Annotated in this window: 19 protein-coding genes, 1 rRNA gene, 1 pseudogene and 1 riboswitch; of the genes and pseudogenes, 10 read left to right on the top strand and 11 right to left on the bottom strand. The window is 36.9% G+C overall.

Going from position 1 to position 22394, the window contains the following annotated elements; all coding sequences use genetic code 11:
* Positions 1-11: 11 nt before the first annotated feature.
* Positions 12-250 (top strand): annotated as a pseudogene (locus ACE199_RS22025) (hypothetical protein); the annotation flags it as partial.
* 149 nt (positions 251-399) lie between these two features.
* Here the strand turns inward: ACE199_RS22025 and ACE199_RS22020 are convergent.
* On the bottom strand, positions 400-1395 hold the full coding sequence (locus tag ACE199_RS22020) for an endonuclease/exonuclease/phosphatase family protein (protein WP_375351662.1): 996 nt from the start codon (positions 1393-1395) through the stop codon (positions 400-402).
* Positions 1396-1810: 415 nt separating this feature from the next.
* The gene (locus tag ACE199_RS22015; RefSeq protein WP_375351661.1) at positions 1811-2524 is read right to left on the bottom strand and encodes a FadR/GntR family transcriptional regulator; all 714 of its coding nucleotides are present in this window, start codon (positions 2522-2524) and stop codon (positions 1811-1813) included.
* Positions 2525-2732: 208 nt separating this feature from the next.
* Between ACE199_RS22015 and ACE199_RS22010 the strand changes: the two genes are divergently transcribed.
* From ACE199_RS22010 to ACE199_RS22000, 3 genes are all read left to right on the top strand, one after another.
* Positions 2733-4118: an FAD-binding oxidoreductase gene (locus tag ACE199_RS22010; protein WP_375351660.1), complete on the top strand. Its 1386-nt coding sequence runs from the start codon at positions 2733-2735 to the stop codon at positions 4116-4118.
* A gap of 12 nt (positions 4119-4130) precedes the next feature.
* Complete coding sequence (locus tag ACE199_RS22005; protein ID WP_375351659.1) at positions 4131-5114, top strand: bile acid:sodium symporter family protein; 984 nt, start codon at positions 4131-4133, stop codon at positions 5112-5114.
* Between the two features lie 361 nt (positions 5115-5475).
* Positions 5476-5928, top strand: coding sequence for a staygreen family protein (locus ACE199_RS22000; protein ID WP_375351658.1), 453 nt, complete (start codon positions 5476-5478; stop codon positions 5926-5928).
* A 144-nt stretch (positions 5929-6072) separates the two neighbouring features.
* On the opposite strand, the gene ACE199_RS21995 is transcribed toward ACE199_RS22000, so the two are convergent.
* From ACE199_RS21995 to ACE199_RS21985, 3 genes are all read right to left on the bottom strand, one after another.
* Positions 6073-6177 (bottom strand): YjcZ family sporulation protein, encoded by a 105-nt coding sequence (locus ACE199_RS21995; protein WP_252283630.1) that lies wholly within the window; start codon positions 6175-6177, stop codon positions 6073-6075.
* Between the two features lie 153 nt (positions 6178-6330).
* Complete coding sequence (locus tag ACE199_RS21990; RefSeq protein ID WP_375351657.1) at positions 6331-6543, bottom strand: hypothetical protein; 213 nt, start codon at positions 6541-6543, stop codon at positions 6331-6333.
* Positions 6544-7123: 580 nt separating this feature from the next.
* A complete protein-coding gene (locus ACE199_RS21985) occupies positions 7124-11026 on the bottom strand; it encodes a PAS domain S-box protein (protein WP_375351656.1) in 3903 nt (1300 codons plus the stop codon).
* 40 nt (positions 11027-11066) lie between these two features.
* A riboswitch (cyclic di-GMP riboswitch) is annotated at positions 11067-11159 on the bottom strand.
* A gap of 264 nt (positions 11160-11423) precedes the next feature.
* Between ACE199_RS21985 and ACE199_RS21980 the strand changes: the two genes are divergently transcribed.
* Positions 11424-11960 (top strand): ECF transporter S component, encoded by a 537-nt coding sequence (locus tag ACE199_RS21980; RefSeq protein WP_375351655.1) that lies wholly within the window; start codon positions 11424-11426, stop codon positions 11958-11960.
* A gap of 1411 nt (positions 11961-13371) precedes the next feature.
* Here the strand turns inward: ACE199_RS21980 and ACE199_RS21975 are convergent.
* Entirely contained in the window at positions 13372-14001 is a 630-nt protein-coding gene (locus tag ACE199_RS21975; protein ID WP_375351654.1) for a homoserine/threonine efflux transporter, read from the bottom strand.
* A 141-nt stretch (positions 14002-14142) separates the two neighbouring features.
* On the opposite strand from ACE199_RS21975, the gene ACE199_RS21970 reads away from it, so the two are divergent.
* Entirely contained in the window at positions 14143-14970 is an 828-nt protein-coding gene (locus ACE199_RS21970) for a TrmB family transcriptional regulator (protein WP_375351653.1), read from the top strand.
* Positions 14971-15469: 499 nt separating this feature from the next.
* Here the strand turns inward: ACE199_RS21970 and ACE199_RS21965 are convergent, their stop codons facing one another.
* The 3 genes from ACE199_RS21965 to ACE199_RS21955 are packed head-to-tail and all read right to left on the bottom strand — an operon-like array spanning position 15470 to position 16832.
* The gene (locus ACE199_RS21965) at positions 15470-15874 is read right to left on the bottom strand and encodes a hypothetical protein (RefSeq protein WP_375351652.1); all 405 of its coding nucleotides are present in this window, start codon (positions 15872-15874) and stop codon (positions 15470-15472) included.
* On the bottom strand, positions 15861-16637 hold the full coding sequence (locus ACE199_RS21960) for a ParA family protein (protein ID WP_375351651.1): 777 nt from the start codon (positions 16635-16637) through the stop codon (positions 15861-15863). Before ACE199_RS21960 ends, ACE199_RS21965 begins: the two co-directional genes overlap by 14 nt.
* A gap of 3 nt (positions 16638-16640) precedes the next feature.
* A complete protein-coding gene (locus ACE199_RS21955; protein ID WP_252283637.1) occupies positions 16641-16832 on the bottom strand; it encodes a type II toxin -antitoxin system TacA 1-like antitoxin in 192 nt (63 codons plus the stop codon).
* A gap of 384 nt (positions 16833-17216) precedes the next feature.
* Here ACE199_RS21955 and ACE199_RS21950 point away from each other — a divergent pair, with 384 nt between their 5' ends.
* Together ACE199_RS21950 and ACE199_RS21945 are read left to right on the top strand one after the other, a co-directional pair.
* Positions 17217-18599 carry a M28 family peptidase gene (locus ACE199_RS21950; protein ID WP_375351668.1) on the top strand — a complete coding sequence of 461 codons (1383 nt, stop codon included), beginning with the start codon at positions 17217-17219 and terminating at the stop codon, positions 18597-18599.
* 207 nt (positions 18600-18806) lie between these two features.
* Complete coding sequence (locus ACE199_RS21945) at positions 18807-19727, top strand: DMT family transporter (protein WP_375351650.1); 921 nt, start codon at positions 18807-18809, stop codon at positions 19725-19727.
* Positions 19728-19834: 107 nt separating this feature from the next.
* Here the strand turns inward: ACE199_RS21945 and ACE199_RS21940 are convergent, their stop codons facing one another.
* Positions 19835-20101, bottom strand: a complete 267-nt coding sequence (locus tag ACE199_RS21940) for a transporter suffix domain-containing protein (RefSeq protein ID WP_375351649.1) — start codon at positions 20099-20101, stop codon at positions 19835-19837.
* Positions 20102-20889: 788 nt separating this feature from the next.
* Here ACE199_RS21940 and ACE199_RS21935 point away from each other — a divergent pair.
* On the top strand, positions 20890-21042 hold the full coding sequence (locus tag ACE199_RS21935; protein ID WP_375351648.1) for a site-specific integrase: 153 nt from the start codon (positions 20890-20892) through the stop codon (positions 21040-21042).
* A 300-nt stretch (positions 21043-21342) separates the two neighbouring features.
* Here the strand turns inward: ACE199_RS21935 and ACE199_RS21930 are convergent, their stop codons facing one another.
* Entirely contained in the window at positions 21343-21525 is a 183-nt protein-coding gene (locus tag ACE199_RS21930; protein ID WP_375351647.1) for a hypothetical protein, read from the bottom strand.
* 777 nt (positions 21526-22302) lie between these two features.
* Here ACE199_RS21930 and ACE199_RS21925 point away from each other — a divergent pair.
* A 16S ribosomal RNA gene (locus ACE199_RS21925) occupies positions 22303-22394 on the top strand; the annotation flags it as partial.

Below are 22394 nucleotides of genomic sequence, written 5' to 3'. Positions count from 1 at the left end.
AACAATTGTAGATGGTCTTACCGATTGTACTTCTTGGGGTGCAGACACATGCCCATCAAGCTAAAGAAACACAAGAATTACAATGGTTTCTATCTCCCATAGTCCTATAAGATATTGCCAAACAAGTTGGTTTTGTGCGGCAATCAAGTAAATATCAAGCAGACCAACTCATTGCTCTTTGCATTTGGCTCAGCCAAGAATTGCTCGTACATCCCTTACGCAACTGTGTAGTCGGTTAGAGGATTCTACGAAGAATCCCTCGAAACAAGAAAAGAAGAAACCAATTTTTCTTCGTTAGAAGAAAGGTTGGTTTCTTCCTTACTTCAATAAGGATTATCTATCCAAAATAATAAGACCGTTCCTTTTTAACCATGAAACGGTCAATCTGACTTTCAATCATTAGTTGCCACTCTCGTCACGGCTTTCTCCATGGTGATGATTATGATGGTCCTCTAAATTTAACTTCGCTGAAACTCCTGCGTGATCGGATGGCCAAAGCCCTGTTTTTGTTCGGTCTCCCTGCGATTCTCCAACTAATTCTGCTTCAATTGGTTCCCAGCCGTTTTTAAATAAAATATAGTCGATTCTTCGATTCAACAAAGAAACTGCATTCAATAGATCAGGATTCTGTACAGCGGTAAACCCTGGTCCTTCACCCACTCTATTCCATGTATCTTGAAAGCCAGCATTAATAAACAAATTATAAGTAGAGCTATTAGGAATGGCGTTCAAATCTCCCGTAATGACCACGGGTAAATTTGTGTTTGCAGGTCCTTGAATAATTTCAGTTGCTTGGGCATTCCGTATGGCTTCAGAGCCTGGCTCCAAATGTGTATTGATCATCCTGAAAACTTGTCTATCTATCTTAACATCTATAGAAGACCATCCTCTAAGGATTGTAAAAAGTTGTCCTCCTACAGGTATTATTAGATTTGTTTGGAAATTAGCTTCTTGGCGTCTAATTACCTTCAAATCTTTATCTTTACGAATCAATATGGCATCCCTGTCCAAAAATCGAACTAAATTTCCATTATTGTCAGGAAGTTGTGTCGAAAAATTTGAGTTTTGAGCTGCTACTTCGTAGTTCAATCCCTTTTCCTCTAACGCTTCTAATAATATTTCTATAAAGTCATAGGTGACGGTTCTGAAAGTTGGAATAATTAGTTCTACCCGCACGGCTTCTTGCAAACCGATAAAATCAGGTTTTTCCGAAGCGATAGCTTCAGCAATTGCCTTGGCACGAACAGGAAAATTCGTCGCAAGAAATTGCCTAAAGATTTGTGTTACCGCAGCAGGGATTTGCTCTGGGGAAGCAGCAAGCAATGGTGCAATATTAAAACCTTGATAAATATTCCATGTTAAGAACGAAATCTTAAGATTACTCTTGGAATTCATTTCCACTTCACTCCAATCAATAAATCTATTAATAATAGATGAAATTAATAGAGAATGGAAACGGCAGTTACACTACTTTAATCAATTACTTTAGTACATTTCTTCATAGTCTATCTTTTATATAAATATCCAAATTAACCACCAAGTATTATTCAAGAATATGGCCCGATTGTTGAATAGAATGACTCACATTGTTTTAAATGATTTTATTGTAAGTTAAATAACTTTGTTGTTAGTATACAGAAGACTTCAGCGAAGATCCCCTCAAAAGAAGAAAAGAAGAAACCAACTTTTCTTGTTTAGAAGAAAGGTTGGTTTCTTCCTTGCTTTTACTTCCATGCAGGGGATGCTTCACCGTCTTTTCACAACCCCCTAGAATATCAAAGAATTTCTTCTTCTAATCCAATCCATTGTCCTATTCCCCTATATGATTTAACAATGACTCTGTCAATTCTTTTCTTATTTGTGTAATATGTTTTTCCATTAGTTGCGCTGCTTGATCTGCATCGCCTGTGGCGATTGCTAAATAAATCTCTTTGTGCTCATTAATCGTATCTTGGTTGCGTTCCTGATTAGCCAATCTTTGTCTTCGAGTAGCTCGGATTGTATCTTGCATATGTCCACTTAGGGTTTTAATTAATTGTAAAAATATTGAATTGTGTGAAGCGTAAACAATACTAATATGAAAGTTTAGGTCAGCTTGAAGTCCTAATTCCACATCATTTTTAGCATGATCCATCATTTCTAGTGCCTCACGAATTCGATTTAAGTCTTCAGAAGTGGCTCTTTGTGAAGCTAAAGAAGCACATTCTACTTCAAGCATACGGCGAAGCTCCAACATTTCATAGATTAGTTTTTTTTCAGCGTTCATGATTGTGGAGGAAATTTCTTCTACTGCGAGATTTTCTGATGTTTTGATAAAGCTCCCGCTTCCTTGTTTAATTTCAATTATCCCTTTAATTTCAAGTTTCCGTAGTGCCTCTCTAACCGACGTTCGACTTACATTAAAACGGCTGGCTAAATCTCTCTCTGTCGGCAGTTTATCTCCAGGCTTTAATTTCCCATTCAAAAAGTATTCATTTATTTGATCAACAATTACTTGATAGGCTTTTTTCTTTGGCTGTGTCATCCCCCGCGTCACTCCTCTAAAATAACTGTAGTATAAATGGCTTAATCATACAAAAATCTATCCTTTTAATCAATATCAGAAAAATTTGAATTGTTGATTTTTTTACTTTTTGTTACAATTGAAAAATGTTGGACCAATTTCAAATACCTGTAAATTGGTCCGACCATTTATAATGCGGCAATAATAAGAGTAATAAGGGGAGAATGAAATGATAGTAACAAATGAAGAATTGGTTTTGGCTCTACGGAGTGTGCTTTCAGAAAGTCAAGTAACAGTAAATCAAACGATATTAGAGCAGCATAGCAAAGATGAGTCGTATCACGCTCCTAGTCTACCGGATATAGTTGTATTTCCGGAAACGACGGAAGAAGTGAGTAAAGTAGTAAAAATAGCGGGTCAATACAAAGTACCTGTTGTACCATTTGGAAGAGGTTCGAGCTTAGAGGGGCATGTTATTCCTTATGACAACGGCATTACCATCGATTTTTCTCTCATGAATAAAATATTAGAGATCAGGGAAAATGACTTTCTCGTAAGAGTCCAACCGGGTGTAACGCGTTCTGAGTTAAACAAAGAGTTGAAAAAATACGGATTGTTTTTCTCAGTAGATCCGGGAGCAGATGCATCACTTGGCGGTATGGCAGCAACCAATGCTAGTGGAACAACATCTGTTAAATATGGGGTCATGCGAGACCAAGTTCGTGATTTAGAGGTTGTTTTAGCAGATGGAACTGTAATAAATACTGGGAATTTAGCGGAAAAGTCTTCATCTGGCTATCATTTAAACGGTCTATTTGTCGGTTCTGAGGGCACCCTCGGCTGTTTTACAGAATTAACACTTCGGGTCTATGGTATTCCTGAACATATTATGGCTGCTAGAGCTTCCTTCCCAACAGTTAAAGATGCTGTAGCTGCGGTCGTTAGTATTTTACAAGCAGGCATTCCAATTGCAAGGGTTGAACTTGTAGATCAACTTTCTATGAAACAAGTGAACTTGTATAGTGAAACAGCCTACAAGGAACAACCAACCTTATTTTTAGAGTTTCATGGCAATGAAGCTGGATTAAAGCAAGATGTTGAATTTATGAAACAGATTGTAGCAGAGCACAATTGTGAAGGCATTGACTTTGAGACAGATAATGCCGCTAGAAATCAGTTATGGGATGCTCGCCATAATATAGCTTACGCTTATATCCATGGAAACCCAGGGAAAAAGCTGATGGTAACTGATGTTTGCTTACCAATTTCGGAGTTAGCTGGGGCGATTGAGCATGCGAGAGAGTCGCTGAATACGTTAGCGTTGCCTGGAGGCATAGTAGGCCATGTTGGTGATGGTAATTTCCATGTTCTTCTGATGATTGATATGGACAATGCTGATGACATAAAAAGAACAAATGAATTTAATGAAATGATTGTGATGTATGCGCTAGAACGTGGGGGAACCTGTACAGGAGAGCATGGTGTCGGAGTGGGCAAACAGAAATATCAAGAGAAAGAGCATGGAAAAGCGTTGCTTGTGATGGAAAAAATTAAACAAGCACTCGACCCTGATACTCTTTTCAATCCAAATAAACTTATAAAAGTGAAAAGATAAGGGGGACATTGTATGAAAGTTTTAGAAGCCATAAGTACGATAGCTGGAAAATATTTTGCTGTATGGGTTATCTGTATTGCCGTTATTGCCTTTATAGCTCCGACTCCCTTTTTAGTATTTGGTGGATATATTACTATTTTACTAGGCATTGTTATGTTTGGTATGGGGCTGACGTTGAAAGCGGTTGATTTTAAACTAATCTTAACGAACCCAATTCCAGTCATTATTGGGGTTTGTGCTCAATTTATTATCATGCCGCTTTCAGCCTACTTGATTGCCTATATCATGAACTTGCCGGCGGAATTGGCTGCAGGGCTTGTCCTTCTCGGTTGTGTACCAGGGGGGACTGCTTCAAATGTCATGGTGTATCTTGCTAAAGGAAATGTACCTTTATCAATCACAATGACGTCTTTTTCGACGCTATTGGCACCGATTGCAACACCATCATTATTACTTTTACTTGCAGGTAAATGGATGCCTGTAGATCCGAAGGCTATGTTTCTTTCAATCATTCAAGTAATTATTCTTCCAATCATCTTGGGTATTTTTATTAGAAAATTTCTTCCGAGAGTTGTTGAAAAAAGTATTACTGTTATCCCTTTAATATCAGTTGTGGCAATCATTATAATTGTATCTGCTGTTGTCGCGGGGAATGCACATAGCCTCGCTACAGCTGGATTCCTTGTATTTATAGCTGTAATGCTTCACAATGCGTTTGGACTGCTGCTTGGTTATTTTACAGCTCTTGCATTAGGGCTTGATGAAAGTAATCGAAGAGCTATTGCTATTGAAGTCGGCATGCAAAACTCAGGTTTAGGAGTAGCATTAGCCACTGCACACTTTGGACCATTAGCTGCTTTACCTAGTGTTCTTGGTGCTGTTTGGCATAATATTTCCGGTCCGATTATTGCCACTTATTGGTCGAAAAAGCCTGCGGATAAAATACAACCGGTAAATGCTCAGCTGGATAAAAGCGAAGGCAAGGCAAATATTTAGTAAGGAGTATTTTGTATAAATTCATATACAACTATTTAGTTAAAATTATTGTTGTACAATCTTCCATTATAGGGCACTTAAATAGAGTAAGATAAATATTTATGGACTGAACAGTTTTATCGTTCAGTCCATTTTTATTTCGTTAGGATTTATCCTATTGATAATTAACTTTGGTATGAATGTATGGGGTTTTATCGATCAAACAGTTTTAAGCTTCATAGTTCTAGCTGTATAGTTCTTGTAGTAAGAGAGTAACTTCAATTATAAAATTTATTAAATGAGGTAAGGGGCAACGAAGCCTTGTTTAACACATACTAAAATGAAAATTAATATAGTGATAGAAAAAATTGGAGTTGATTGCTTGAGCAATGTCAATCCAGAAAAACTTTTTGTGGGATACGTGGATGGTGTTACCGCTACAGAGCCTGTTTTTCCAAGACGTTACACACTAACTCACTCTGATTTAACGGGCGATCTATTTTTAACAATTGGAACTCATTATGCCTGGGATAAAATCAATCCTCTGAGAGATGAAGTATTAAGTGAATGGAAATCAAATGGTAGTTCCTTATATTATTGTGTTTATGTATATATCGATCAAGGACAATATAACCAAAGTGTATCAGCCAAACGTAATGAAATATTTAGACGTGAATTACCCCTTGCGTTAACAGCTATTCGATATGGCGATAGGTTTTTATTCGACGCATACCCTAATCTAGATCAAGCTCCAATCATTATTAACTTTATATCCGCCTATCCTCAGTTTGCTAGACAAGAAAGCTGGGGGGACTTCCACGGTATTTCCGTTTAAAAAATTATCTATAAGTTATTTGGTGCCTTATCTGAGAGGTTACACGTTTTTAACGGGGACTCCTCTCAGGTTTGAAAATAAAGCTAAGAAAAGTTCTCAAGTAACGCATGAAAAAACCGACCCAATAAGGTCGGCTTTTTATGTTTACCAGACTCCTCCACCGCAGAAACTTGCTCCAACGATGATTAAGAGGATAAACAACACAACTATAAAGGCGAAACCTCCGCTACCACAAGCAAATCCAGACATACAATCACTCCTTATTTGTGTTAAGGAGGTACTTAGATGGGTTACTTCATGTTATGTCAGAGATGAGTGAGTGACACACTTTTTTACACATTAAAAAAAGTCGATCCTAAAATCGACTTTTCATGTATCTTATTAAAGTAAAATACCAATTTGTTAACAACCGCACCCGTGATGGAATCCGTGGTGATGATGATGGAATCCATGATGGTGGTGGAAAGGATAGCCACCATATCCATGATAACCGCCATAGCCCATGCCATAGCTAGGATACCCTCCAAATCCCATCCCATAACCAGGATAACCTCCATATCCCATACCGTAACCTGGATACATTCCGTACCCCATGCCAAAGAATTGTCTATCCATTTTTCGTCTCCCCCTCACATTGTTTCAAAAGTAGTGTATGTGTCCATATTTAAAAAGGGATAGACGTTTGTCTAGTATACGTATTTTCTGGGCTTTTATTTTGCCTGCGGTTTTCGTAAACTTAACAAAATAAAAAAAAGACAGTTGGCTTAGGGAGGCACTGAAAAAATTACGCTTTTTCTCTATTCTTTTTTACTCCTTTTCCTTCAAGATGGTCATGATTTGTTGAGATTGACAGTGACAGTGAATATGGCCATCGCTCCTTGCCTCACATGAGCCCTGGGATGCCGGATCAAAAGGAAACGGAAGAGCCAGCAGGAGGTCGTAATAGCAGAGGACAAACGCGGTCTCTGCTATTATCTATAACCACGTCTATGTTATTATTGACGTTTATATCAACATCGACGTCGATATCGATGTTGATATCTATATTTACATATACATTTCTGACAGGATCATTATCAATTTATGATAAATCTACCGTTCCTCCATTTGTTGAAAGAGCATCTGCCAGTGTTTAAGCAGATGCTCGTATTTTCACCATTCTTCATTTTTTCTTTGGATCATGATTATTATTTCTTTAAGAAAGAGGCAGCCTCACTTCAACCGTTGTGCCCTGATTTTCTTTACTTTTGAATGTGATAGAGCCTTTATGTTGATTGATAATCCTGAAGCATAACATTAAGCCCAATCCCGTTCCCTTCTCTTTGTTGCTGAAAAAAGGTTCTCCTAATTTTCTGAGACGTTCTTCATTAATCCCAACTCCATTATCAATGATGCTTATTAATACATTTGGTCCCTCTTTAATGGTTTGGATATTCATAGAACCCCCGTTAGGCATGGCTTCAATACTATTTTTAATGAGATTAATAAACACTTGTTTTAGTTGGTTTGGATCGCATATAATAGGTGGAATATTTGGTTCAATCTGTTGATATATTTGCACATTTTGTAAATGGGCCTCTGGTTCCAGCAGTGTTGTAACATCTTTTAGTACTTTCTTTGGATCACTCTTCTTTAATTGAATCTCTTGTGGTTTAGCTAGGTTAAGAAACTCTTTAATAATCTCCTCAACACGATTAAATTCATCCAAAATAACCTCAAAGAATTCCTGTTTGATGATTCCTTGCTGTATTAGCTGAATAAGTCCTTTTATAGAGGTAAGAGGGTTTCTTACTTCATGGGCGAAACCTGCCGCGAGTTCCCCTACTACGGTTAATTTCTCTGACTTTGATAGCCGTTCTTCTGCATGTCTTTTTTCTGTGATATCTCTTCCTACCACAATCATGTGCTCCATTTTACCGTTTTCCCCAATAACAGGCGTACCTACACACTCAATTAATATCCAATTCCCATTAGCGTGTAAGAAGCGAAATTCTACCTGGGCAGGAGACTTCCTTTTAATAATCTCGTCAAATTTCATTCTTACAAGCGCAGCGTCTTCTGGATGGATTTTATCCAGGATTTTATTTCCTGCAAATTCTTCTTGTGGAAAACCAAGTACGGTTTCGTGTGATGGGGATGCATACCAAATTTGTCCGTCCCTATTGAACAAACAAATTAAGTCGGTCATGTTTTCTGCAATAAGACGATATTTGTATTCACTTTTTTGTAAAGCTTCCTCGGCTTTTTTGCGTGCTGTTATATCAACAAATGAACTAATGACCTCTACCACTTCTCCCCCTCGTTTAATAGGGCGCAAACTAGCAAGATAATGAATGCCATTCATCATGCCCTCATACGTAACAAGGTCTTCTCCTTCCCATGCTCTCTGGTAATAGTGTATCCTTTTTGCTGCGAGCTCAATAGGCAGAAAATCATGCAAAGCTTTTCCGACCACTTGAAAGGGGATTAATCCTATTCGGTACAATAATTCTCCATCACACAGTGTATGAATAAATTGATTATTGATTTTTTTAAACTTCAAAATCATTCCCTGCTGTAAACGAACGGTATCTTGTAGTTCTTTTTTTGCTATTTGTAATAGTTCTTCTTCCCATATTTGCTCGTTCATATCTTGAGAAATTCCATATTCTTTTATGGGTTGTTGGACTTGTTGGAGTATGTTCTCTAGTTCATGTGCAGGCAGTGGCTGACTAAAGAGGTATCCTTGTCCTTCATCACATAGATGCTGCTGTAGAAATACAAGCTGTTCCTTCGTTTCAATTCCTTCTGCTACCACATTTAAGTTCAAGTTATGGGCCATCGCAATGATGGTTTTTACAATCGTTTCATCGTTTGGGTTGTTATAAAGTTCTTGGACAAAGGATTGGTCAATTTTTAATGTATCGACAGGGAATTGTTTTAAATAGTTTAAAGAACTGAATCCCATTCCAAAGTCGTCAATACTGATATGAACACCCAGACTCTTAAGCTGCTGCAAGGTTGAAATGGTATGTTCAATGCCCGTGGCCATAGTTTCGGTAATTTCAAGTTCCAAATACTGAGGTTCAAGCCCTGTCTCTTTCAAAATAGTGGTAATTGTGTTAACGAGATTAGATTGAGCGAATTGCTTAGCTGATAAATTAATAGCCATCAACGGTGAGAACCCTTTTTCCTGCCATGCTTTATGTTGTTTGCATGCAGTATAGAGAGCCCATTCTCCGATAGAGATAATTAATCCAGTTTCTTCGGCAATAGGAATAAAAGTTGCCGGTGATATCACTCCCCACTTCGGGTGATTCCAACGAATTAAAGCCTCTACGCCAACAATGTTACCCGTTCTCAGATTAAGTTTTGGTTGATAATGTAACAGCAGCTCATCACGTTCTATCGCTTTATACAGATCGACTTCGATTTGCAATGGCTTGAATTCATGCTCATTTGAAAAGTAAAACTTATAATTGTTTTTACCTGCTTTTTTTGCTTGATACATGGCAAAATCCGCATGTTTAATCAATGTCTCGACGGTATTTCCGTCCTCAGGAAATAGACTAATCCCTATGCTCGAAGACGTGAACATATCATAGCTTTTTATCTTATACGGATCAGCAAGAACATCAAGAATTCGTTGGCCAACCTTTGAAGCAACTGTTCTGTCGGCATCTGCTAAAACAATGATAAATTCATCCCCGCTTTGGTGGAAAATGAGGTCGTTGCCATATACAGATGACTTCAAACGTTTCGTCACTTCTTTCAATAGAAGATCACCCATGTTATGTCCAAATGTATCGTTGATGACTTTAAAACGGTCAAGATCAATCATTAATATAGCTAGGCTTTGTTTCCTTTCAGCAGCAGCGGTTAACTCATTTGAAAGACGTGAATATAACATATTTCGGTTAGGTAAACCGGTTAAATAATCATGGAAGGCCATGTATTCATTTTGTTTTTCTGTTGCTACTTGTTTCGTTATGTCTTGTGATATACCGTATGCACCATCAAATTGTCCGTTTACTATAATAGGGACAATGGAGGTGTTTAAATAAATGAGAGAACCATTTTTGTGATAAGCTGTAGTTCTAAAATTTTGAGGAGTCCCTTTTTTTACTAAATCGAACCGTTTTTTTACCTGTTCTTTTTCTTCAGGTTTGACCATGTCCAGAAGACGCATCTTTAAAATCTCTTCTGTGCTGTAGCCAGACATTTGTTCGAGAATATGGTTACAGTCGGTAAAATACCCGTTTACATCTAATGAGTAGACACTATTTGCATTAAACTCAATGAGTGATTCATATCGTTGTTTGTTATCTTTTAGTTGATTGTAGAGTTTCTTCTTCTCCGTAATATCTTTCCCGATTACCATAACAGCTGGTTTTCCGTTAAACGGTATCCTCACCGAATTACAATCTACATCTATTACTCTATCATCTAACCTTTTTAGTTTATATTCACAAAAAGGAAGAGTTTCTCCCCTTAATAGCCTTTTTAGGCGATCTTGCAATCTATCTATGTCTTCAGGCACCATGATTTTTTGAATTTTTTTACCCAAAAGCTCATTCTCATGATTTACCCCCAGCATCTTTAGTGCCTCCGGGTTCGCGTAGACAAATCTTTCTTCCTGATGCACAAAAATAGCGTGGGGTGACAGCTCAATCAGATGGCGATACCGTTCCTCGCTTTCCGCTAAATGTATCGTTGTCATTTTCCGGTCGGTAATATCAAAAACGATTCCTGTAATTAAAATGACCTTTCCTTGATCATTTTTCGTAATATGGGTGTTCTCTTGGATCCACCTCATAGCTCCATCGGAACGAATAATTCTATATTCAATATCAGACGGTCTGCCCGATAATAACGTTTTTATGTGATTTTGAACTATATCCATGTCTTCTGGAAAAACAAAATCTTTCCATAACTCAGAATTGTTTTCAAAATCCTCTTGTGTATACCCATATAGTTTGGCATTCTCACTTGAAACCCAAAGAGAACCTTCCTCTAAATCCCTGTACCAAATGGATGCACTTACGCTATCAATTATTTTTTTTGTGAATTCTATATCTTTATGATTTCTTAATAGGTTGGCAATATAATTGATATTCATTTACATTCTCCATTTATTGTTATTCATTAAATTGTCAATATAAAAAAGCCATCTTCTAAGAGAAGCAGCCTTTTACAAATTTAGACCCGTAGCTTTGCGTCCGTATTTTTCAATAAGTTTGCTCTTGTCATTATAATATTGTTAGGATATGGGAACAACAGGAGATTTTTAATTTTCTGTCTTCTTGTATGATTTATTCTGTTTCAGATCTAGTGCTGTCCTTTAACTAGACTCAAATCTTTTAAAATTAGCTTTATCCTATCATAGTTCAACACTTGGATCCCCGGTTTTTCTACAAACTGACCCCTACGTTTTGTTGAAAAGTGATACTTTTAAAAACGTCAGTCTTTTGCTAAGGTTATCAGTAAATTCAAAAAAGTAAGGAAGATTTATGACTATGCAAAAAACACAATCAAGATCGCGCACACAAACTTTTGATTTGATTCTAACAGCCATGTTAATTGCACTCGTATTCGTGGCTACATTCTTTTTAAACATCCGATTACCGATTGCGGCAAATGGCGGTTTGGTTCATCTTGGAACAGCTATGCTGTTTATCGCTTCCATCTTGTTTGGTCCTAAAAAAGGAGCTATGGCTGGTGCTATTGGGATGGGGTTATTCGACTTAGTTTCTGGTTGGACATTGTGGGCGCCTTTTACCTTTGTGGTTCGGGGCTTACAAGGATATATAGTTGGAAAAATTGCTTGGTCAAATGGCCGCAATGGTACAAGTGTTGCTTTTAATCTACTAGGTACTATCCTGTCAGTTCCTGTGATGTTAGCAGGTTATTACGTTTGTGAAGGGGTTCTATACGGTAGTTGGATTGCACCATTGGCCTCTATTCCAGGAAACCTAACTCAGATTGTTGTCGGAATTTGTATAGCGATTCCGGTTGGTGTTGTTCTGAAAAAGGTTCCTGTTTTTAAATCGTAAGCACTTATTCAACATTTAAAAAAATAAGCGTATTCGAGATTGTTCTCGAATACGCTTATTTATTTGCTAAAAAGTTAAATCGACTTTTCCCAAAAGATAATTCTTGCAAGCTTTTTGGGGGACGAGTGCTTGTATCTTTAGTTCTTTTGGTAGATCAAAGGATGCGCGTGCTCTTTTTATATTGTTTTCTTCTGCGATTATTTCTATATCATCGTTTATGTCTATGTCATTATAGATGTTTATATCTACATCGACGTCGATATCGATGTTTACGTTTCAGTAATCTTCTTCTCCATGATGATTAAGTAAAGTTCGAATTTCAAACAATCATTAGAGAAGGCTATTGGAATGGAATATAAAAGAGTAGATTACATTTACTCGCCCCTTCATTTATGGAATCATTTTTAGCAAAATACGTTGATGTTTACGTCAATATCGACATCTACATAGATATTTACATCGATGTTTTTGACGATGTTGTTATCGTTGGTTACATGACTTTCATCTTTACTAATAGGGCAGTTAGTGGAACAAGGACGTGTATGAATATGATATATTTTATACATAATACGCTTATTTTTAAGAACTTTAAAACTGGAAAGGAGTAGAGTTTTGTCTCTTTTTATAAACAGGTTTATAACTGCTATATTATCTACCATTACGTTTAGTTTCCTTTATTCTTGTTTTACATATAACTCTTTCTATGAAAATTTCTTTTTCGGACTTATTTATTTATCAGTGATATATATATTTATTGGTATACCGATCTCTCTAATCATAGATACATATATAGTTAAGAATTATAAAGGAAGATTTTTTGTTTATTCATTATTCGGTGTACTTGTAGGTAGTGCGGTGTCTTTTCTGCTTTTTTTAGATGGGTTCCCATGGTTTTTAATCCCATACTCTATGATACTGGGGTTTATTGCATCCAATGTTTTTTTGCATATCAATATTATTCTACGTGGTAAAAATCCCTTCAGATTTTCCTGAATTATGAACGCATTACTTAAAGGTCAAGTTTTTATGGGGTGAAACTTTCTTGGCGTTGTCAATCCGCATTTTCCTTACTCTACCCCGCCGTTTATGGAATCATTTTTAGTAAACTACGTTGATGTTTATATCAGCATCGACATCTACGTAGACATTTACATCGATGTTTTTGTCGTCGGTTACATGACTTTCATCTGTGTGAAGTTGCATAGATTTTATAGTCGTTGTTTTCTCTTCCATATCAATTCACTTTTATTCTTGGTTCTGTTAAAGAACAATGTTGATTTTCTTGTTGAACGAACGGACAGGTTAATTGAACAAGGATGTTATTTGAACGTTAGAAACAAAAGATGCTAAATAGAAAAAACCGTTCACTTTTCTGAACGGAGAGAATCAAATTATGTGTTAGGAAATTAATTTAAATTCCTGTCTTTATGCCAAAACCTACTAAAATTAAGCCGGTTGATTTTTGGAATACTTTCTGGAATTTGGAGTTATTCAACCATTTTTTTGCGTAATCAATTACATAAACAAGGGTTAGAAACCACAATACAGCGAGTAAAGTAAGGATTGATGCTAGCACAATCAATTGCTGATTTACATTTTCGTTCAAATCGATAAATTGAGGCATGACAGTTATATAAACCAAAACAGTCTTTGGATTAAGAACATTACTAAGTAATGCTTGCATAAAGCACTCTTTATTATGCCGACTTGAAGAATTGGTAGGTACATTCGCTTGTGCTTGAATTTCCTCTAAAGAAAACGCACTTTTAGCAAAAAAACTTTTTATACCCAAATAAATTAAGTAAGCAGCTCCCAAATATTTGATTGTACTAAAAAGAATTACAGACTTTGCAATGACAACCGATAACCCAAGAATAGCAATAAGCGTCCAAAAAGAAAGTCCCGTTGCCATTCCGAGAACCGTATAACGTCCAGCTTTTGGACCATAGCTGAGCGTATTTTTCACTAGGAGCATAGTATCTACTCCTGGTATAACAACCATCATTGCAGCAATTGAAATGTATGTTAGTAAGCTATCCATGTTGTTTCTCCTTTCCTTTTCTAATAGTGACTACCAAAGTAACTACTTATGTGAGTATATCAGAATCATTTGGAAATAATCAACAGATTTTGATAAAATATTAGTTACTAAGGTAGCGACTAATATTATGTTGGAGGGCTTATGAAAGAAAACATTTTAGAAATATTAAAAAATCTAAATTTTACCGAATATGAAGCAAAAGCATATCTTACTTTGTTGGAAGAATCGCCATTAACCGGCTATGCAGTAGCAAAAAATTCCGGTGTACCACGTTCAAGAATTTATGAAGTTCTGGACAGTCTCGCCATGCGAGGAGATATTCTGGTTAGTCCTGGAAACACGCCACAATATACGCCTATTCCTGCAAAGGAGCTAATTAAAAGCCGCCGAATGAAGGCGGAAGAAAACTTTGAATTGGCAGAAAAATCATTAGAAGAGTTTGAACGTTCTGCAAATGACCGTGAAAATATCTGGAATATCACGGGACGCAATGAAATACTCGAAAAGATAAAAGCTTGTATATTATCTGCTAAAAAAAGAATTCTCTTAGAGGTTTGGAAAGAAGAATTCGAAGAATTGGAGTCTGAACTAAGACTGGCAGCAAAAAGAGGGGTTAATGTAACGATTATTGCTTATGGGGAAATCTTCTCTGATTTTGCAAATGTTTATCTCCATTATATGGGTCATGAAATTACAGCGGAGTATGGTGGACGATGGCTTGTTATTAGTGGAGATGATTCAGAAGTAGTAGCAGGTATTGTCTCGCTGGGTAAAGATAGCCGTGCAGCATGGACAAGGCATGTAGGTTTAGTAATGCCAATTACAGAAGTCATGATTCATGATTTGTATCTTATGGAAATTATGGAGAAACACAGAGAACTTTTAGAGGAAAGTTTTGGGGAGAATCTCGTGAATTTACGCCATAAATTTTCTATTCACCCAGATTTTAAAAAACATTATGTAAAATAAATTTGTACTATTTTCTGTTTTATACAACATAAGAAGAACAGCATTTCTTCATAGCAAATAGGCTGTTCTTCTTCAACCATACTACAGGAAATCGACTTTTTTTATGGGGTGAAACTTTCTTAGTGTTGTAAATCCGCGTTTTCCTGACTCTACTCCAGATAAAGCTATTGAAATGGAATATAAAAGAGCAGATTAAATTCACGCTCCCCCTCTCCGTTTATGGACTCATTTTTAGTAAACTGCGTTGATGGTTATATCAATATCGACATCTACATAGATATTTACATCGACGTTTTTGTCGATGTTGTTATCGTCGGTTGCATGACTTTCATCTGTGTGAAATCGCATAGATTGTATACTCGTTGTTTTCTTTTCCATATCAATTCACCTTTATTCGTTAGCATTGCTATCCTTATTTGTTACGGTGAGTTTGTACAACTTCATTACGAGGAAAGAAAAACACCGGCGTCTTCATCGATGTAGACGTCGGTGTTTGTTTTTACTCCTTCAGATATTCACTTGCATACTTCATGAGGGCTTCTGTGACAATTCTAGTTTTCTCACCTTTCTTGTTTGCAGCAAGAAGTTGTAGGGCCTCGAATGCTTCGTTTTCAACCCATACAGTGAGTTTTCTATGTCTATCTTCAAATCGAGTCTTTTTTTCCCTTGATGTCTGCTGTTTTACTTTTTGACGCAAAGCATTTAAGTCAAATTTAGTGACATCATTGTTTCTGTCTATGTTATCGTTGATGGTTACATCTTTATCGACGTTGACATCTCCATTTACATCGACGTTTTCGTCGTTGTTAACAGCTTGCTGATTCAGTAATCCTGCTTCAATAAAGGCTTCTGCAGGTGTTTTCTTTCCTTGAATTCGGGCTTTTAAGTTATTAGTTTTGGACACGTTCTAACAACTCCTTCATAAATGGTTTATATGGTTCGATAGCGTCTTTGAGTTCGCTGTTGTCTTCAAAACCATAAATCGCAAGTCTTTTTGTAGTCGCTTTTCTTTTAATAAGATTAGAGAATCTAAGATTCGGATATTCTTCATCAATAATTTCCATCATGGCCTTTGTGTCACTTGTTCGTGGATCAACGATTGAAAATAAAATCCCAGCTATTTCGACAGTTGAACCTAAATTATCTCTAGCAGCTTCACAGATTTCTATGAACTTTTGAATGGCGTAATAGCAGAATTGGCTTCCATCAAATAAAATAACGGCATAATCTGAACACGCTACAGCGTTAATCGTTTGATCACCAAGTGCTGGAGGTGTATCTAGAATAATATAATCATATTCCTCCATAATCGGAGAAAGGGCTTCTTTCAGGGCCAGATAGGGATTCCCCGAATAGTTTCCACTTCGTAAGTGAACGGAAAGCTGCGCTAGGAAATCGTTCGATGGAACAACGTGCAAGAAGTCTGTAACGGGTATTATGTATGGACGAACGTCTTTTTCAAGAATGGCTTCTAAAATAGTCTTTTCTTCAAAAACGTTGCAAATGTCTAGAACCCCTGTAAGCAACGAACTGATATTTCCTTGAGAATCCATGTCTACAACAAGAACTTTTTGAGATTTACTTAATAAATGTGCAACTACTCCTGCTGTGGTAGTTTTGCTGCATCCACCTTTTGAAATCCCAAACGTAATAATTTTGGCGGTCATTCTTCATCTCTCCTTTTCATTTCCCTGCAGCTCAGCCATCTTCATTTGTTTTTCTTCTACTTTTTCGCAAAAGTCGGAGACCACTTTTACAACAAATTGAGAGATAGTTAACCCTTCATGTGCAAGGGCCTGATCGAGCCTTTTTCGCAGGGTTCCGGTTACTTTTACATTGATATTCGCCGTTTTCTTTTCCATATCAATTCACCTTTATTCTCTAGGAACTTTATTTATAAGGTAACACAATAGCAATATATTCACTACATAAAAAACTTGATAAAAATCTACAGCATCCTATAATTTTCGCGATTAATTAAATACGTTAATAGATTTTGTTTTTTGAGCTGGATATACAGGCTTGAAGAAGAATAATAGAGAAGATTGTGAAGAAATGTACGTAAGCAGTATAGTTCAATAACTGCTATTTTACTTCAGCTGCAATCCGAGTAGATTGGATAGATGTCACGATAAATGTCTAAATTTTACGAATAGTATAGTTGGACAAACTATCAAAACATATTTAGTATTTTTATGTAAATGGTATATTACCTAAAAATGGAAAATAGGAGAGTGGCCATATTGATAAGAAAAACATCTTTATCAATTTTACTTGCGGTTAGCCTTTTCTTTGGGACAACGGCTGTATGGGCAGCGCCGAAAGCAAACCTGCAATCCGATCAAGCGTTTGACAACAAGATTGTCAAACGGATTAAAGTGGAAAATATTTATAATCATATTGCTGAGCTCTCAAAGAGTCCACGTGTGGCTGGAACAGAAGGTGAGAAAGCAGCGGTGGACTACATAAAGGACCAATTTGAGTCTTATGGATATAAAACGGAATTGCAAGCATTTGATATTTATAGTTACACAGAACCTAGTTTAATTGAATTAAGTGTCGATGGTATGACCTTCGAATCTGGCCCAAACGGCTTTACTTATGGGGTAAATGGGGAGGTAACTAATGAGCTGGTTTATGTTGGGTTAGGAGGACCAGATGATTTTAAGGAGAAAGATGTAGAAGGGAAGATTGCTCTAGTCCAACGTGGTAACTATAGCTTCGCAGAAAAAATCCTGAACGCTGAGGGGGCAGGAGCTTCTGCTGTCATTATTTATAATAATACGGATGGCGTAATTAATGGAACACTTGGTGAACCCAATGATCGTTATGTTCCATCTCTAGCCATCACTCAAGCTCAAGGGTTAGCTTTAAAGGAACGTCTGGATAAGGGCGAAACGGTAACTGCCAACTTGAAAGTAGAGGGAGCTAACACAAACAAGGCAACTTCTCATAATGTAGTAGCAACAAAAGAAGCGACTCAAAAATCAACGAATCAGTTGGTTCTTGTTGGTGCGCATCATGATTCTGTAGAGGGAGCGCCGGGAGCAAATGATGATGCTTCGGGGACAGCTACTGTGCTTGAGTTGGCACGTGTATTTGCTAATGCTCCAACCGATACCGATATTCGTTTTGTTACCTTTGGAGCTGAAGAAAACGGGTTATTGGGTTCGTATGAATTTGTAGAAAGAATGACCGAGGAGGACCATGAGCGCACAGTTGGAATGTTCCAAATGGATATGGTCGGAAGTAAGGATGCCGGACCATTAATTATGTACACGGCCGATGGTGAGAAAAATATTGTGACGGATCTAGGAGCATCAGCAGGAGCTCGTTTATCTGAGACGGGAGAAGCAACTCCTTATGGTTGGGAAGGGCGAAGTGATCACGTTCCATTTTCGGAAATAGGACTTCCTGCTGCATTGTTTATCCATGCGCCGGTAGAACCATGGTATCATTCGCCAAACGATACTTTAGACAAAATTAGTTTAGATAAGCTAAAGGAAGTATCTAATATTGTCGGTGCTGCTGTATATCAAGTTGCTCGCCCTGATACTCCAGCATTAGAAAAGGCTAAAGTTGCACCAAAAGAAGTCGATTACAATTTTGAAGAAAGAGAACTTGAATAATTGTATGAAGCCATTCTTTTACTAGCATTTCCCCATCCTATGATTTTATTTTACTGATTAATAGTCAATAAAAAGAGCCGCTTTCCTTTTTAGGGGCGGCTTAACATGGTTATTCGAATTTTATGGTCTTGATTAATGATGTATATAGAAATCAAAAAAACTAAAATCCTGTGTGAAGATAGCGAGAAATTGGGGGATTACATAACTATGGGGAATTTATCTAAACCAAAGGCGGCGATGGGCATTGCTTTCGTTATTCTTACATGGAGCTTCAGTTGGCCCATTAATAAAATTGGACTTGAATATATGCCGCCGATGTTATATGCAGGAATGCGTACATTAATTGGAGGAATTCTATTTGTCCTTTTCCTTCTTCCGCAATGGAGAAAAATTGAATGGAAGAAAAATGGGCCTATTTATTTGATTGCGGCCTTTTTCAATACAATTCTTTTCGTTGGAGTTCAACAAATTGGATTGCAGTATTTGCCATCAGGATTATTTTCAGTCATCGTCTTTATGCAACCTGTTCTTGTTGTACTGCTTTCCTGGATGTGGCTCAAAGAATCAATGTCGATTATAAAAGTAGTGGGGATAGTTATCGGCTTTCTTGGAGTTGTGGTCGTGAGCCTTGATGGAATATCCGGCACAATCTCCCCGATTGGTATCCTATTAGCATTAGTTACAGGAATTAGCTGGGCTACTGGCGTTGTCTATGTGAAAAAAACAAGTACACAGGTGCATGGCTTATGGGTGGTTGTCCTGCAAAATATACTTGGGGGACTTTTCTTAACCGGTGCTGGGATCGGTATGGAAGATGTATCAGCTATTAAATGGGGTCTTCCTGCTATTTTATGTGTACTATATGGAGGTGTTATAGCGTTAGGAGTAACGACTGCCGTTTATTTTAAGCTTATGAGTTCTGGTGAGTCTAGTAAAGTGGCATCGTTTACGTTCCTCGTACCACTTATTGCTGTAGGAATCGGGACACTATTCTTAGGTGAACCTTTTACCTTCTCTATTCTTGGAGGATTGGTTCTTATTTTACTTAGTATCTATTTGGTCAATCGTAAAAATTCTCAAAAAACAAAAAAACAAAGCAGCGAATCTTATCCTGCCGAAAATTACTAAGAAGGCATGGACGAATGAACAATTAAGATCCTATCTTGAGAGTAACGGAGTGGCACAATAAGCGATTGCTCAATAAGAGCAATCGCTTATTGTGTAAATGAGGTAATTCACTTCTTCCAATTTCTTGGGTTTAAATAACTTTTAAATTTTGCAGCTACTTCTTTTCCAACTAATAAAGCGCCTCCCCAAAACATTACTTCTGCAAATATGAGACCACCCGTAATGATTCCAGCCTTTAGTTTAGTTGAAAGGGGCGTAAAAGGAACGATTATAGGAATTAGCCAAGAGAGAAGAGAGATGATAATAAGACCAATTCCTATTTTATAAAAGATTGATTTTTTTTCTTTTTTTATTGCGCTTGCTTCTTTATCCAAATGAAATAACCTCCGTCTATCATGAAAATAGTTTGGCTTACTAAACTATAGGGGAGAGTTTGAAGGTTAACAAGGATTTATTGAGAGAAAGATTGTCAAAATGACCTTTCTTTAATGGTAGCTTAAACAGGCTATTGAACGACATCCTAATACTACACGTAAAGAATTAGCCGATTTATTTGGGGTGCATCGTTCACATTTATACCGTTTTTTAAAGCAATTATAAAGTGTCTCATGGTCCTCGCCCTTATATTATGGGCGATAGCCTGCTTGCCTCGCTTTTGGAAAGATGTAAAAGAAAATCTATTAAGGAATCATTACTTGCCCTTTGTTGGAGGGCACAGTCTCGGAGCGAGCAGCGGTAGGCAAGCGATAGTGCGGCAGGATCTGTAGTAATCATTAGCGAGTCATGTGCTCGTAAATTGAACAGCAACTTAACCCAATAAATCGGAATCGAAAGGTAAGGGGAAAATGAGTGCAAGTAGCAAACTACTAAGAATTGTAGCCAGTATTTTTCTTTTTAAAATAATTGCCGTTCACCTTACTATATTCTTTTGCGATAATCGACACCGTTAATAATAACTTAATTTAGGGGGGATTTCTGGCAACAAGCGAGTAGCTATAAAAAAATTTCTCTCAATTATAAAAATCTGACACAAGCTAGTTATGTAAGATTTTTCATTCGTTTTCGATCCTGTTCCGGCAGGGGTTTATCGGTCCTTTTTTCAACAGTCCTTTTTAAGAGAAATCTGACGTATTCGCTGTCTGATTTAGGAAGTGTCATATTTATGCAAACGGTCCAGCCTATTAAAAATAGAGAGAAAATCGAGGTGATTAAGAAGATTTTACGTGCATCCACGTTGAGAAATGAGCTTTTGTTTGTGCTAGGAATCAATAATGGACTACGAATCAGTGCCCTTAATAAAAAACATGCCGGTTAATAGAACGTTATTTAGAAACGGGGCGGCCAGCTGCACGCCATGATGAGCCGCCAGAAAGGAAACAGGAGATCGATTAGCCGGCATGACATCCTCGATGAAGCTGTTCTCTCTGTAGGGATTACGTAGGAGCAGATGGATGAGGTTGTTTTGAGGTTGGAGTTGTGAAAAAGAAGCTACCCAAAAGGCACAAAATGTGTTTTTTGAGTAGCTTCTTTTCTTTAATATAAAAAATAGAAGTTGTTAAGTGAGATGTTTGTGAGAAAGAACCCCATTGGCTGCAACCATGGAAGTGGTCGGGATTTAACCAAGCAAATGATGTTTTACTACTTCATACGCCTGACAAATATCTGCAAACATTTTACCGTCATTGTGATCCATCAAATCCGTAGCAATATCGTACAAGTCTAGTTTATTATCTGTAAAGATGTCTGACATAAGAGTAGCTTCTATTTGTTCAACGAAATATTCGATTTGAGCATTCATTATGGTCATCTCCAGTAATGTTATTTGTTGAGGCAATCATACATCCGTCTGTTGAAGTCATCAATAAAGAATCAATATCTGACACAAGTTGTTCAAAGCTTTTTGAAAATAATATGAACTGGTAATTAATTTCCTGTTCAAATTCATTGTTTTATCCTTATAGCACTGTTATTAAAGGCTGTTAGTATCAATGTAATCTTGTGTTGTCATAATCACGGTATATTAATTTTTATTACAGTAAGATAAAAGCTTTCTTTTATCTTGCTCTTTTTAGTAAGGATGTATACAGCAAGGTTCTTTAATTTAACCCCCTTTGTATTAGTTGAAAATATATCGTTTTTATTTTTGAAAAAGGTGTTGACTTATTTATATCAAAATAGTAATATTGTAATTCCCACTAAGGGAATCTGGTTGAATAGATGAATTCTTTATTGGTGGGTTTTAAGTAAGTGAATGAACATTAAAATTATTTTTAAAAAAGTGTTGACTTACTTATACTAAAATAGTAACATTATAAATCCACCGAACAAGTCTAGCGAAGTATACGCTGGTCTGTTGGTGAAATTATAATGAAATTAATGAACATGAAGGGTGCTTTCCATCATTCATGTGATAAAAAACTTCAAAAAAATTATTGACTAACATAAATAAATTATGTTATGATAATATTCCGTCGTTAAGACGTAGTTCTTTGAAAACTAAACAAAACAGAAACGCCAACGTTAATTTTTAAGTGAGCACACACGATAAAAAAGTGCAACATGAGCAAGTCAAATTCTATCGGAGAGTTTGATCCTGGCTCAGGACGAACGCTGGCGGCGTGCCTAATACATGCAAGTCGAGCGAATCAATGGGAGCTTGCTCCCTGA

This window comes from Peribacillus sp. Hz7 (assembly GCF_042136355.1).
GTDB lineage: Bacteria > Bacillota > Bacilli > Bacillales > DSM-1321 > Peribacillus > Peribacillus asahii_A.
The sequence above is the reverse complement of the archived record's forward strand: the minus strand, read 5'-3'. Positions and strand labels throughout refer to the sequence as shown.